Annotated in this window: 11 protein-coding genes and 1 tRNA gene; 5 read left to right on the top strand and 7 right to left on the bottom strand. The window is 69.1% G+C overall.

The annotated features are described in order from the left end of the window. Nucleotides 1-389: 389 nt before the first annotated feature. Nucleotides 390-623, bottom strand: coding sequence for a hypothetical protein (locus GEV43_RS08800; RefSeq protein ID WP_160820248.1), 234 nt, complete (start codon nucleotides 621-623; stop codon nucleotides 390-392). Between the two features lie 948 nt (nucleotides 624-1,571). On the opposite strand from GEV43_RS08800, the gene GEV43_RS08795 reads away from it, so the two are divergent. Then, on the top strand, nucleotides 1,572-2,021 hold the full coding sequence (locus tag GEV43_RS08795; RefSeq protein WP_160820247.1) for a hypothetical protein: 450 nt from the start codon (nucleotides 1,572-1,574) through the stop codon (nucleotides 2,019-2,021). Then, the gene (locus tag GEV43_RS08790; RefSeq protein WP_160820246.1) at nucleotides 2,018-2,719 is read left to right on the top strand and encodes a hypothetical protein; all 702 of its coding nucleotides are present in this window, start codon (nucleotides 2,018-2,020) and stop codon (nucleotides 2,717-2,719) included. The genes GEV43_RS08795 and GEV43_RS08790 overlap by 4 nt, the downstream gene beginning before the upstream one ends. 617 nt (nucleotides 2,720-3,336) lie before the next feature. Here GEV43_RS08790 and GEV43_RS08785 read toward each other — a convergent pair. Further along, nucleotides 3,337-3,412: transfer RNA gene (locus GEV43_RS08785), tRNA-Arg, on the bottom strand. A gap of 167 nt (nucleotides 3,413-3,579) precedes the next feature. Here GEV43_RS08785 and GEV43_RS08780 point away from each other — a divergent pair. Together GEV43_RS08780 and GEV43_RS08775 are read left to right on the top strand one after the other, a co-directional pair. After that, nucleotides 3,580-3,981, top strand: a complete 402-nt coding sequence (locus tag GEV43_RS08780; protein ID WP_160820245.1) for a hypothetical protein — start codon at nucleotides 3,580-3,582, stop codon at nucleotides 3,979-3,981. An 83-nt stretch (nucleotides 3,982-4,064) separates the two neighbouring features. After that, complete coding sequence (locus GEV43_RS08775) at nucleotides 4,065-5,096, top strand: D-alanyl-D-alanine carboxypeptidase family protein (RefSeq protein ID WP_160820244.1); 1,032 nt, start codon at nucleotides 4,065-4,067, stop codon at nucleotides 5,094-5,096. A 1,591-nt stretch (nucleotides 5,097-6,687) separates the two neighbouring features. Here the strand turns inward: GEV43_RS08775 and GEV43_RS08770 are convergent. From GEV43_RS08770 to GEV43_RS08755, 4 genes are all read right to left on the bottom strand, one after another. Then, nucleotides 6,688-7,602: an SDR family oxidoreductase gene (locus tag GEV43_RS08770; protein WP_160820243.1), complete on the bottom strand. Its 915-nt coding sequence runs from the start codon at nucleotides 7,600-7,602 to the stop codon at nucleotides 6,688-6,690. A 324-nt stretch (nucleotides 7,603-7,926) separates the two neighbouring features. Further along, nucleotides 7,927-8,334: a large conductance mechanosensitive channel protein MscL gene (mscL, locus tag GEV43_RS08765; protein WP_160820242.1), complete on the bottom strand. Its 408-nt coding sequence runs from the start codon at nucleotides 8,332-8,334 to the stop codon at nucleotides 7,927-7,929. 203 nt (nucleotides 8,335-8,537) lie between these two features. Next, entirely contained in the window at nucleotides 8,538-9,260 is a 723-nt protein-coding gene (locus tag GEV43_RS08760; RefSeq protein WP_160820241.1) for an SAF domain-containing protein, read from the bottom strand. Next, entirely contained in the window at nucleotides 9,257-9,871 is a 615-nt protein-coding gene (locus tag GEV43_RS08755; protein WP_309240007.1) for an S-methyl-5'-thioadenosine phosphorylase, read from the bottom strand. Before GEV43_RS08755 ends, GEV43_RS08760 begins: the two co-directional genes overlap by 4 nt. A gap of 3 nt (nucleotides 9,872-9,874) precedes the next feature. Between GEV43_RS08755 and GEV43_RS49775 the strand changes: the two genes are divergently transcribed. Then, nucleotides 9,875-10,018, top strand: a complete 144-nt coding sequence (locus tag GEV43_RS49775; protein WP_241682834.1) for a hypothetical protein — start codon at nucleotides 9,875-9,877, stop codon at nucleotides 10,016-10,018. A 224-nt stretch (nucleotides 10,019-10,242) separates the two neighbouring features. Here the strand turns inward: GEV43_RS49775 and GEV43_RS08750 are convergent, their stop codons facing one another. Beyond that, entirely contained in the window at nucleotides 10,243-12,378 is a 2,136-nt protein-coding gene (locus GEV43_RS08750; protein WP_160820240.1) for an MMPL family transporter, read from the bottom strand. Nucleotides 12,379-12,514 lie beyond the last annotated feature (136 nt).

Here is a 12,514-nt window from a genome sequence, read left to right as displayed (position 1 = left end):
TGTGATCGTTTGTACTCCCCAAGTAACTTACCTTTGGAAAGGCGAGCACGCCGAGAAACGCGGGAACCAGCATCGCCATCCGCCCGGCACCCCCGGTTCCGAGTTGACCACCGCCGCCCGGCAACCCGCCCGCCCCAGGATCCTCTAGCCGTCCCGGTGCCATGGCCAGACGGTGAACTCGACCGCCCACCCGCGCCGGACGCAACGAAGAGCCGACCGCATCCAGGCTGAGAGCCACTCACCACCACCGTCCGGCGGACCGGCGCGAGGCCCGCACGGCGACGCAGAACGCACCGCGGCGCGACCAGACGCGCGTACCGCGAGAGGCGGACGGCTACGCCCTCACCGCCTCCCGACGGGGACCGCCGCGAGCGAACGCTCCTCGCCCGTCACTTACGCACCCGTGCGAGCAGCCAGTCGACCAGCAGCAGGAGCGCCGCCGCAGCGACTCCCGCGCGGACGTGCCCCGTCGCCAGCCCGGCCGCCAACGACACGGCGGCGAGTGTCGGCACGAGCCTGAAGCCCATCATCGGCGCCTCCTGGTGGACGTGCGGCGGCTGCCCGAACGGCTGCGGCCACCGCGCTTGCGGCCGGTGTTCTCTTGCGAGCGGCTGTCGCCACACCCATTCTCCCTTGTTCCCGGCAGCGTTCTACGGTGCCTTCACCGCCACCACACCCCCACGGACCCGTGACGACGAGCGGCGCGACAACGAGCGTGCTGGTCAAACGGATCGTCACGCCGTCCATCACGCCCACGAGCGCGAGAATGCCGAAACCCTGCCCCGTCCAAGACCACCCGGACCAAATAGCCAACCTCGTCCATGCCCCAAACATCAACCACCCGCCCCCACACCCGGCCGAGAAAGACCAGCGACAACCCAACGCGCCGCTCCACTACAGCACAACGGCCCTTCCCACCCTGACCGCCGCGTTCCCAGTAGCACCGCCCCCTTCGACCCCCTCACCGACGTGATCAACATGCCCGCGACGCCGACACCCCGCCGATACACCTCTCCGCCCTCAAAGCACCTGCGATCCTGAACGACATCCCGTCGGTGAATCGATAGACCGTCAGCCGACGGCGGCGCCCCTGAAGACTCGCGATTGAGGCTCCCTCCTGAGCGGGCGACCGGCATGACCTCAATAAAAGCTCGGTGACCACACGTGGACAAGAATTACAAATCTAATCTCCGTGCTCCCCGGGGTTGGTCGCCGGTCTGCGCAGCCGTTCCATGCCACGTCGTCACTTTCGGTGTTGATCGTTCGCGGTCGGCAACGCAGGACTTCGGTTGTATCGGGCGGGCTCTGGTTCGACACTGACCCTCGTCGCGATCACTCACGAGAGGGTGCTGATGCGCACTGCAAGATTGTTCACGCGAAGGCCGCGAGCCCTCGTGGCCTTTCTGGCCGCCGCCTTAATGCTGGTGTCCGCTCAGGTTTGCGGCCAGGGCCGTTCGACCGCCGACCAATGGCCCGCCGGGCCGGACCGAAACGGTGTCTATCTCCACCCTGATAGCTAGTATCACTGGTACTGCATCTGGACCTCCGGGGACTGGGGGATCCCGGCGAACATGGCCGATAACGCCGAGGCCGTCACCAAGGACGCGCTGGGCGCACGGACGCAGGCCACCGTCAAGAAGGACCCCACCTGCGACTTCGTGGCCGATGACGGGCGTACCGATGTGGTGTTCGAAGAGCACGGCCTCGATCCCAACGTTCTGGGAGAGACCTGGTGCCACGATGTGTGGGCGTCGGGAGAATGTGACCGTGCGGACGTCGTGCTCAGCCAGACCACCATCAACCAGGTGGCGAGCAACGATGAGAACGAGTACACCCACACGGCGTGCCATGAACTCGGCCACACCGCCGGGCTGTCGCACTATTCGAAGGGATCGCCGCCCGGAGGCACCGATGACTGCATGATCAGCGGCGTCTACGACAATGGGGCGGTGACATGGCGGACCTACAATCCTCATCACGTCGGACACATCAACGCCTGGTTCGACGAGGTGACGGGATGACCGCGATGAATCGGATTACGCTCACCCTCGCCTGCTCCGCCCTGGCCATTGCGGGATGCGCGGGCCACGACAATTCATCCGGAGACGACGCCTCCCGGCGAGCAGCCGCACCCGGCCGCCTCGACGTGTCGGTGATGCGCACCGCCCAGGCCAACTATGTACGGTTCGACACCCCCGCCAAACTGGCCCGCGAAACCGCGAAAACCAATGGAGCGGTCGTCGCCGGAACGGTGGAAGGTTTCGCCCGCGGTCGCCGCTTCTTCAGCATCGACTCCAAACCGATCAACCGGGTCGTGATGCAGGTACGCGTCACCGACACGATCAGAGCCGACCCGCGCGACGTCCATCAGGGCCGGGTGTACCTGGAGATGTGGGGCGGCGTCGGCACGGACGACCCGTCGGCGCGCTTCGCCAAGGCGATCCCGCGCGGTACGCCGGTCATGGTCTTCGGCGACGCCCGCCTTATGCCCAACGATCCCAAAACCCAAGGCGTCAACGACGGACACCCCAGCGGCTCCCGACTCCTGAGCGCCGGCCACCCGCAAAGCCTGGTCTTCGAGGAGAACACCGGTGCCTCCTCGCCACGGCACCTGGTCGGCGGACGCGAAGACCTGCAAGACTTCGGCCCCGCCTGGACCAAGGCGACGACGGTCAGCCAGTTCGCCGCATCACTCAGAAAGGAACTGAACGACGACTGATCCCAGCGCGTCCAGCAATACGCGCTAGATCTCGTCCGCGAACACTCCCGCCAGCTCGCCCATGCCGCCGCCCGAACGTCAAGCCCTACCGCCTGCCGCACCCACGCCGCCACGAGCCCTATCCCGCCTCCCGAGGCCCTTCCTCGGCCGTCGGTTCGACGCCCGAGCAAGGGCCTCGGCCGTCGAACCGACGCCCGAGCGGACGGGCTCACAGGGCGGGAATCGTGCTTGGAGCCCCCACGCCCGAGGCGTCCAAACAAGTCCCGGCGCCGTACGTCTCCCCGCGCTCTCTCCAACGGCCCGCCCCGCCCTGCCAGCCTCCCTGGCTCGACCCGTGCGTGGCCTGCTGAACGGCTCTGAAGAGGCGACGTATTCCTGTCAGCGAGAGCCGCCTAGCGCGCACTCCGCATGCACCCTCTGGTGCGCTCAGCACTCACCTTGGCGCACGCCCAACTCGCCGCGCTCAGCATGCATGGGCGGCCCACACCGAGCATGCTCCGCGCCGACGGACCGACGGGCCGACCATCATGCGCCCATCAACCTCGTTGATCTTGCATGGAGACAGCGACACCCCGACCGCGTCCGAGACGTTCCCGCTGGTCACAGGCTTGAACAGATGGCGCCTCCGGCAGGATTCGAACCTGCGGCACCCGCTTTAGGAGAGCGGTGCTCTATCCCCTGAGCTACGGAGGCTTGTCGTCGCTCGCCGGAAGAGCGTAGCGGACGGCCCCTCCAGGGTAGGGGAACGGGACGAGTGCCGCTCGCACTTATGGGGGTGGATATGACCTCTATGCCTGCTGGGGCGGGGGTCGGTACGCTTCGTCCCTGTGACTGGTCGGCATCGGGGGCAGGCTGAGGAAGTGCAGCGCGCCCCGAGGCAGCGCGCCCCGAGGTGGCTGAAGATCGCGCGGGTGGTCGGGGCCGGACTGGTGCCCGTGATCCTGCTCGGGCTGGTGGCGCTGGGGCTGCGGGACTCGTCGCCGGACGAGAAGCCCAAGCCGCAGGGGACCATCGCCGAACGCGCCGTACCGGTCACGCCGGAGAGCAATCCGACGTACGGGGAGTACGTTCCGCCGCGGGAGACGCCGAGCGCGAAGCCTCCGCCGCCACCTCCTCCCCCTGCGCGAACGACCCGGAAGGCGCCGGTGCGCAAGACGCCGAAGAGACCTCCCGAACGGGCGCGGCAGCCGTGCCCGCCGGGGTGGGGGGACATCCCCTTCCTGCGCAGATGGTGTCATGGACACGGTTACTGGACCCGGTGACCGCGGTTACGCAGAGGTCAACGGTGGACCTGTAGTAGCGTTCTGGCGCTGTTCCGTATTTGGGCATCAGGAGGAAAATCACCGTGCCGAACCCCCGGTCAGCGGCGCTGACGGCGGTCTTCCTGGTGATGGCGTTCGTACCGCATGCGCAGGGAAGGGCCGCGGAGCCCGACGGCGACTCGGTCGAGTCGCTGCGGCGTGAGGCGTCCAAGGCCCGCACGGCGCTGGAGAAGGCCACGTCGCAGATGGAGGGTCGCAAGAAGGCGCTGGCCGCGTCGCAGAAGCAGCTCCAGGGCACCCTCAAGGGTCTTGCCGCCGCCGAGGCCGAGCTGAACCGGATCCGGGAGCCCCTGGCGAGGCTGGCGAACGTGACGTACCAGCAGCCCGGCGCCGCCGGTTCGATGGCGATCTTCGGAGGCGGATCCCCGGACGCCGCGTTGCGGTCGACGGCGGACGTCTCGCTGGTCGCGCGGTCGCAGCAGGCGCTCGTCGACCGGGCCGACGACCTGCAAAAGCGCAAGCAGTCGCTGGCCTCGACGGCCCAGGACCTGCAATCGCGCAACGCGATCGAGCAGACGCGCGTACAGCAGGAGATCGAGGAACTGAAGTCCAAGTCCGCGCAGCTCACCAAGCAGCTCACCGCGATGCTCAGCAAGCTGCCGAAGGAGAAGCGGCTGGAGATGAGCTGCGACAAGCGGCTCGCGGCGGACGCCCGCAAGTTCCCCAACGGACTGATCCCGTCCAAGTACCTGTGCCCGCTGCCGCAGAAGGGCAGGCAGCTCCGGGCGGACGCGGCCCTGGCGTTCTACAAGCTCAACGCCGGCTACAAGCGCCGGTTCGGCAGGGACATGTGCGTGACGGACTCCTACCGCAGCCTCTCGGAACAGCATCGCGTGTACGCGCAGCGCCCCGGATTCGCGGCCGTGCCGGGAACCAGCAACCACGGCAAGGGCCAGGCCGTCGACCTGTGCGGAGGCGTGCAGAGTTCTGGATCGATCCAGTTCAACTGGATGGAGGCCAACGCCAAGAAGTGGGGCTGGATCCACCCGGCATGGGCCTACAGCAACCCCTTCGAACCCTGGCACTGGGAGTACGGAACGGAAGGCGACCAATAACCGCCCCGAACAACGCGACACAACGTCCCGCCGCGCTCGTCCTCCCCACCTTCGGCGTTCCCGTCCCAAGACGCGACTCGCCCCCGTCCGCCCTCCCAAGACCACCCCAACACCGCCACACCCCTTCCCACCCCACCCCCCCGCACCGCATTCCCGCCACCGCACGCCCCCGCCAGCCAACGCGCCCCACCACAGCTCCCAGGCGTCGCACCGTCCCAGCCAACAACCGCGCTTGCAACACCAGCAGCACAACGTTCGCCTGCAACGCCAGCAGCACGACGTTCGCCTGCAACACCGCAGCGCAACGTCCGGTGCGCGGCCTCCGAACGGCAACTTCGGTACCGCACCGCCTGAGGCCCACACCAATCTGCACGTCGGCGGCCCCAAGCCTGGTGCGCACGGTCTGCCGCGCTGCCCCCTCGTGACGCAACACCCCAGCCACTGACGCCGCAGCACTAGCCCGTAACGCACACCCGTAACGCACGCCTCGATATCTGCGCCGCGCTGCTCGTCGCTGCCGGTCAGGTCGAGGCATACGTTCCAGCGCGCCGTCCGGCCCACAGCGCAACGCCTCGTAACGTGACGGCCGCCCTGCCATTTCCGTGGCGCCACGATGCTTGCGCTGCACATTGTGGGCGCTGAGGTTGAGGGTGAACGGTCCAGCGCGCTGAACGATCTGGGGCGCTACGCCGTCGGTACGTGACGCCGGACTGCCGCACTGTGGCACTGCCTCTCGATTTCTGCACCCGGCATGCACGTTGGTGGCGCCCACACTTGAAGGTGCAAAGGCTGACGCGCTGCCGCGTCCACGGCGCAACACACCGGGGCGTGACGCCTGAGCTGTCGTCCCTGCGAAACGAGTTCCACGGCACGCGACCTCAGACTTGCTCGTCCGTAGCGCTACGTCCCGGTGCGCTCCGCCGAACTGCTTATCGGTGGCTCCCAGTCCCCGCGCGCCCCGTCCAGCAGGCGCGACGCCCACGAGCCCGCAACGCTTGGGGGGCGCAGCGCCTGCGGGGCCGCGACGTCGCGCCCCGTTCAGCAGCGCGACGGTTACGAGCCCGCAAGGCTTGGGGCGCGCAACGCTTGCGGGTCCGCGACGTCGCGCACCGTTCAGCAGGTGCGATGCCTACGAGCCCGCGACGGCTATGAGCCCGCGAACCTTGGGGCCGCGACGTCGCGCGCCGTTCAGCAGATGCGAAACCTACGAGCCCGCAACACTTGGGGTGCGCATCGCTTGGGGCGCGCAACGCTTGCGAGTCCGCGACGTCGCGCACCGTTCAGCAGGCGCGACGCCTACGAGCCCACGACGCTTGCGAGCCCGCGACGCTTGGGGCCCGCGACGCCTACGAGCCCTTAATGCCTCCGACGCCACAACGCCTGACAGAGGCGCAACGTTCGGAGTGTGGGGCGTACGGAGCGCAGCGGGCGGAGACCACGCCGCGACATCCGTTGGTGCTGCCGCCGTGTGGCAACGGCCGGGCGTAACGCTCGGGCGATTGGACGTTGGGCCGATGGGCTCGGGCGGGTGGCTGGGCGGTGGTGCTTGCGGTGTGGCGCAGGTCGCCACGGGGGGGCGGTTGGGGTGGTGTCAGCGGTAGCCGGTGGCGTCGGCGGGCTTTCCGGCGTCCTGTACTTCCACGATGTAGCGCCAGGCGTCGGGTTGGCTGCCGTCCAGGTCGGTGAAGCCGTACTCCTGGGCCAGTTGGCCGCTGGAAACGGATTCGCCGTTCCAGCGCGCCACCTGCGGGTCGCCAGCGAGTGCTGCCACCGCCCGGCCCACGAAGCGGGGACTTTCTGAGATGGCGAAGTGCGGCTCCTTCTCCAGAGCGTCGCGCCAGTTCTGTTCGGTCACGCCGAAGACCTCCAGCATGATCTCCGAGCGCATCCAGCCCGGTGTCAGCGACACCGCTGTCGCGCCGAGGGGGCCCAACTCCTTGGCCTGGGCGAACGCCATCCTGTTCACCGACGCCTTGGCCAGGTCGTAGAAGAAGGAGATCCGGTAGTTGTCGGCGTTGTACCGCGCGGTGCCGTCGGTCATCTCGACCACCAGGCCGCCGGGGTTCTTGAGGAGCAGCGGCAGCGCGTGGTGGCTGGTGATGATGTGGGTGTCGACGGCCAGCCGCAGGACGCGCAGTCCCTTGTCCAGGTCGTGCTCCCAGAGTTTGGCGTCCCAGCTGAATATCAGTTCGCCGCCCCAGATGTTGTTGACCAGCACGTCGAGGCGGCCATGCTCGGCGTCGATGCGTTCCACCAGCGCTCGTACCTGGTCGGGGTTCAGGTGGTCCACCTGGACGGGGATCCCCGTGCCGCCGGCGGCGGTGACCAGTTCGGCGGTCTCCTCGATGGTCTCCGACCGGTCCATCTCCGAACGCCGTCCCTGCGTGCTGCGTCCGGTCACGTAGACCGTCGCCCCCGCCGCTCCCAACTCCGTCGCGATGCCGCGCCCCGCGCCCCGCGTGGCCCCGGCGACCAGCGCGATCTTCCCGTTCAGTGATTCAGTCATGAAGACGAGCATGGACGGGATACCTGACAGACCATGTCAGTCTTTGGTGCGGATCCGCTAATAATTTGTCTTTCCGTGCTCCTTGCCTGGTCGCGGTGATCTGGGGTGTTCGGCTTTGGCGTTTTGTGTGGACCGTCATGTGGGGACGGTCGTGTTCGGGTGCGTCCACCGGGGGCCGGGCGGTTGGCGTGTGGGGAGTCCGGCTGCCGTATCTGGGGGTCTGGGGATGGGGGTGCGGGCTGAAATCCGTACTCCCGAAACCGCCTGCTCTGCCCTGGGGCCGGCGTTCAGGGGACAGCGGCCCCTCCGTGCCATCGGCGTGGGTTAGGGGTGGTGGGCGGGGGTTAGGTCGGAGGTGCAGAACTTGCAGCGGAGCGCCTTGGTCGGTACGTCGCTTAGGCACTGGGGGCATTGGCGTTCGGTGGCCTCCTCGGCGCGTGAGAGGCGTTCCAGGAGCTTTCCGGTCGGCAGGACGACCAGGAAGTAGAGCACCGCGGCGACGATCAGGAACGCGAACGCCGCTGTGATGAAGACGCCGTACGGGAACTTCGTTCCGTGGATCGTGAAGGCGAGGTTGCTGAAGTCGGGCTCGCCGCCGACCAGGGCGATGAGAGGACCGATGAACGAGTTCACGAAGGCGGTGACGAGGGAGCTGAACGCGGCCCCGATGACGACCGCGACGGCCAGTTCCACGAGATTGCCGCGGAACAGGAACTTCTTGAAGCCGCTCATGTACCTCTTCCTTATGACGAACGGTAGGCGTTTGGTAACGGCTTGAGGTTACCAATGCCCAGTGATGGTGACGGCGAGGGCGCTGCCCGCTCCTGCTAGTGCCGCCGCCTGTCCACGGTCCGTCGCCAGTACGACGAGGGCTCCTTCCTCTGTGCTGTCGACGGCCTTGCGGGGGACCGCGACCACTGTCACGTCGGAGACGATTACTCGCGCCCAGCTGCGGACTCCTGTGGGTGTTTGTGCGGCCCGAAGGAGTTGGCTTCTTGGGGCGGAGGTGTGCTTGTTGTTGGTGTGTGTTGGATGGGCTTTGCGTGGGCGGTGAGGCGTGTGCTCCTTGGTGCGCGTGGTCGCGTGTGGATGGGGCTTGCGGCGGTGCTTGCTGCTTGTTCTTCGCTTGGTGGGCTGGTGGCGAGGGTGGGCGGGGTGGATTGAGCGGGGGGAGGGAGTGCTCTGGGGGTCGAGGTTTTTGTTGTTTCCCGGTCGGGGGGTGTGGGGTCCTGTTCGGGTGGGGTGGTGGTGGCCGGAGCCAGGACGTCGATGCGGTCGCCGGGGTGCAGGAGGCGGACGGCTCCGGCGTCGGCTATGCGGACGGGGGTGGCGACCGTGCCGGGGGCGTAGCCGCGGAGGAGGTCGCCGCCCACGAGGCGGGCGTCGGTGAGGGGCTCGCCGCGCCGCATGGGAGCCGCCAGCACGCGGCCCGCGACGCGGGAATGGAGTGAGCCGGACGGGACGGAGGCGGGCGGCAGGTGGACCGTGCGGACGTCCCCGGCGCCGAGGCGGGTGCCGCCCGCGAGGTCACGGGCGGCGGCGAGGACGCGTACGGAAGGCGGAGGGCCCGGGCGCAGGACGGTGAGTGCGAGGGCCGCCGCCGAAGCCGCGGCGAGCGCTGCCAGGGGGCGGCGCAGATGAGCTAAGCGCGCGTTCATGGGAGCTCCAAGGGGAGTTTCATGCCGTCGAGGACGTGCGGGCAGAAGCACTCGCGCTGGGAGGGCAGCGCCTTGACGACGTCGGTCATGAGGGTGCGGAGGCGTTCGATGTTGGCGCCGAAGACGCGGAAGACCTCGTCCATGGTCACGCCGGCGCCCTCCTCGATCCCGGCGTCGAGGTCGGTGACCAGACAGAGCGGGGTGTAGCAGAGGGCGAGCTCGCGGGCGAGGACGGCCTCGGGGTGGCCGGTCATCCCGACGAGGGTCCAGCCCTGCGCGGCGTACCAGCGGGACTCGGCGCGGGTGGAGAAGCGGGGACCCTCGATGACGGCCAGGGTGCCGCCGTCGACGGGTCTCCAGCCGGCCGTGCGGGCGGCGTCGAGGGCGACGCGGCGGCCGGCGGGGCAGTAGGGGTCGGCGAACGAGACGTGGATCGCGGCGTTCTCGTCGTAATAGGTCTGGACGCGGCCGGTGGTGCGGTCGACGAGCTGGTCGGGGATCGCGAGGGTGCCGGGGCCGTGGGTCGTGGTGAGCGATCCGACGGCGCTCGGCGCGAGGACCTGCCGTACGCCGAGCGAGCGGAGCGCCCAGAGGTTGGCGCGGTAGGGGATGCGGTGCGGGGGGTAGCGGTGGTCGCGGCCGTGCCGGGGACGAACGCGACGCGGCGGCCGTGGACCTCGCCGACCGCGATGGTGTCGCTCGGCTCGCCGAACGGCGTGTCGACCCGTACCTCCTCGATGTCGTCGAGGAAGGAGTAGAAGCCGGAGCCGCCGATGACGCCGATCTCGGCGGAAACGGATGAGAGCGCGTTGGTCATGCCGCCGACCCTAGCCAGCTCCGGTCGCTCGACGGGAACCGTTCTTCGGCCTGTGGATAACCTTGCCCGAGCTGGCTGTTCTCGCAGGTCAGCGTGGGGTGTGGGGATGTCGAAGGGGCCCGGTCGCCTTCCGGCCGGGCCCCTTCACGTAAGACTTTCTTTCGATCAGTGGACGGGATCCAGGACCTTCGGGGGCTCCTGTTCGGTGGCGCCGCGGCGGGCGGCGAGGCGGCTCGGGGCCCAGATGCGGCGGCCCATGTCGTACGCCAGGGCCGGCAGCAGCAGGGACCGGACGATCAGCGTGTCGAGCAGGACGCCGAACGCGACCACGAAGCCCATCTCGGCCATGGACACCAGCGGCAGCGTGGCGAGCGCCGCGAAGGTGGCGGCGAGGACCAGGCCGGCGGAGGTGATGACGCCGCCGGTGACGGTCAGGCCGCGGGTGATGCCCCGGCGGGTGCCGAGGGCCTGCGATTCCTCGCGCACCCGGTGCATGAGGAAGATGTTGTAGTCGACTCCGAGGGCGACCAGGAAGATGAACGCCAGGAGCGGGAATCCCGCGTCGGTGCCCTCGAACCCGAAACCGTGCCGGAAGATCAGCGCGCAGGCGCCGAGCGAGGCCAGGAACGACAGCACGACGGTCGCCATCATCAGCAGCGGCGCGACCAGGGCCCGCAGCAGCAGGATCAGGATGAGGAAGACGACCGCGAGCACGATCGGAATGATCACCTTGTTGTCGCGGGCGGACGCGCGCTTGATGTCGAGGCTGGTCGCGGTGGTGCCGCCGACCTTGGCCTCGGCGTTCGGGACGGCGTGCGCGGCGGCGCGGAGCCGGTCGATGGTGCGCTGCGCTCCGGAACTGTCGGCGGGGTCGCGTAGCGTCGCCTCGTACTTGACCAGTCCGTTGGCGGTGGCGGGCCGGCCGAGTTCGGCGACGCCGGGGGTGCCGGAGACGGCGGCGGCCACGGGTCCGGCCGCGCCGGTGTTGGCGATCACGACGGCGGGGGAGCCGGAGCCGGCGGGGAAGTGGCGGCCGATGACCTCGTTGCCGGCGATCGAGTCGGGCCGTCCGGTGAACTGGCCCGCGTCCGACAGCCCGTCGGCCTTGAGCGAGCCGAGGCCGAGCGTGAGCGCGAGCAGGCCGACGGTGGTCGCGGCCCACAGCACGCGCGGGTGGCGGGCGACGGCGCCGGCGACGCGGCTCCAGACGCCGTGCTCCGACTCGTACGCCTCGGGCTTGAGGTACTTGGCGTCGTAGCGGGGGACCAGCGGCCAGAAGACCCACCGGCCGCAGATGACCAGCAGCGCGGGAAGGAGGGTGAGCATCGCGGCGAGCGCGGTGATGACGCCGGCGGCGGCGACCGGGCCGAGGCCGGCGGTGGAGTTCATGTCGGCGAGCAGCAGGCACAGCAGGCCGATCGCGACGGTCGCGGCGGAGGCGATGACGGCGGGCGCGGCGCGGTGCAGCGCGTACGCCATGGCTTCGTGCCGGTCGGCGTGCCGGTGCAGTTCCTCGCGGTAGCGGGCGACGAGGAGCAGCGCGTAGTCGGTGGCGACGCCGAACACCAGCACGGTCAGGATGCCCGCGCTCTGCCCGTTGACGGTCAGGTCGGCGTTCTTGGCGAGGAGGTACACGACCGCCTGGGCGAGTCCCAGGGCGAACACCGCGCTCAGCACGGGGACGAGCCACAGCACCGGGCTGCGGTAGATGAACAGGAGGAGGACGATCACGACGATCCCGGCGGCCATGAGCAGGAAGCCGTCGATCGACTCGAAGACCTTGAACTGGTCGGCGCCACCGCCGGCCGGTCCGGTGACGTGCGCGTCGAGTCCGGGCGGACCGCGCTTGACGAGGTCGCGGCCGTCGTCCACGGCCTTGGTGACGTCCTCGTCGGTGAGGGGCACGAGCGTCTGGAGGGCCTTGCCGTCCTTGGAGGGGAACGGTCCCTGCACCTGCTGGGCGCCGGGAAGCCCGCGGAGCCCGGCCACGTCCGAGGCTGCCTTGGCCTTGTCGGCGGAGGTGATGCCGGACGAACGCTCGTAGACGACGACGGCCAGCATCGTGCCGTCCTTGCGGAACTGCTCCTCCAGCTTCACGACGCGCGTCGACTCTGCGCCGCCGGGCAGCCAGCCCGCCGCGTCGTTCTCCTCGACGTCGCCGAGCTTGCCGGCGAGCGGCCCGAGGACGGCCAGCAGAACGATCCACAACGCCAGAACGGCCCACTTGGTGCGGCGGCCCGCGATCAGTCCGGCGGCGCGGTGGGCCCACGTCCTGGGGGGTGCCGGGCTAGGTGCACTCATGATTCCTCTCCTGCGTGCTCAAGGTCGACCTCCGGAACCGAGGTTCGAGATATGTCGTGTGGCGGATGACGATCAGGCTCTCTCGAACTTCGAGAGATGTCAAGTAGTATCTCGACTTGCCCGAAGGGTGATGGTG

Origin of the sequence: Actinomadura sp. J1-007 (genome assembly GCF_009793335.1) — a bacterium.
Classification (GTDB): Bacteria; Actinomycetota; Actinomycetes; order Streptosporangiales; family Streptosporangiaceae; genus Spirillospora; species Spirillospora yumaensis.
The sequence above is the reverse complement of the archived record's forward strand: the minus strand, read 5'-3'. Positions and strand labels throughout refer to the sequence as shown.

Excerpts from the sequence above, each read along its gene's own strand:
- mscL (WP_160820242.1), bottom strand. The coding sequence starts at position 8,334 with ATGAGCGGCTTCAAGAAGTTCCTGTTCCGCGGCAATCTCGTGGAACTG.
- GEV43_RS08795 (WP_160820247.1), top strand. The coding sequence starts at position 1,572 with ATGGCCGATAACGCCGAGGCCGTCACCAAGGACGCGCTGGGCGCACGG.
- GEV43_RS08770 (WP_160820243.1), bottom strand. The coding sequence starts at position 7,602 with ATGACTGAATCACTGAACGGGAAGATCGCGCTGGTCGCCGGGGCCACG.
- GEV43_RS08750 (WP_160820240.1), bottom strand. The coding sequence starts at position 12,378 with ATGAGTGCACCTAGCCCGGCACCCCCCAGGACGTGGGCCCACCGCGCC.
- GEV43_RS08790 (WP_160820246.1), top strand. The coding sequence starts at position 2,018 with ATGACCGCGATGAATCGGATTACGCTCACCCTCGCCTGCTCCGCCCTG.
- GEV43_RS08760 (WP_160820241.1), bottom strand. The coding sequence starts at position 9,260 with ATGAACGCGCGCTTAGCTCATCTGCGCCGCCCCCTGGCAGCGCTCGCC.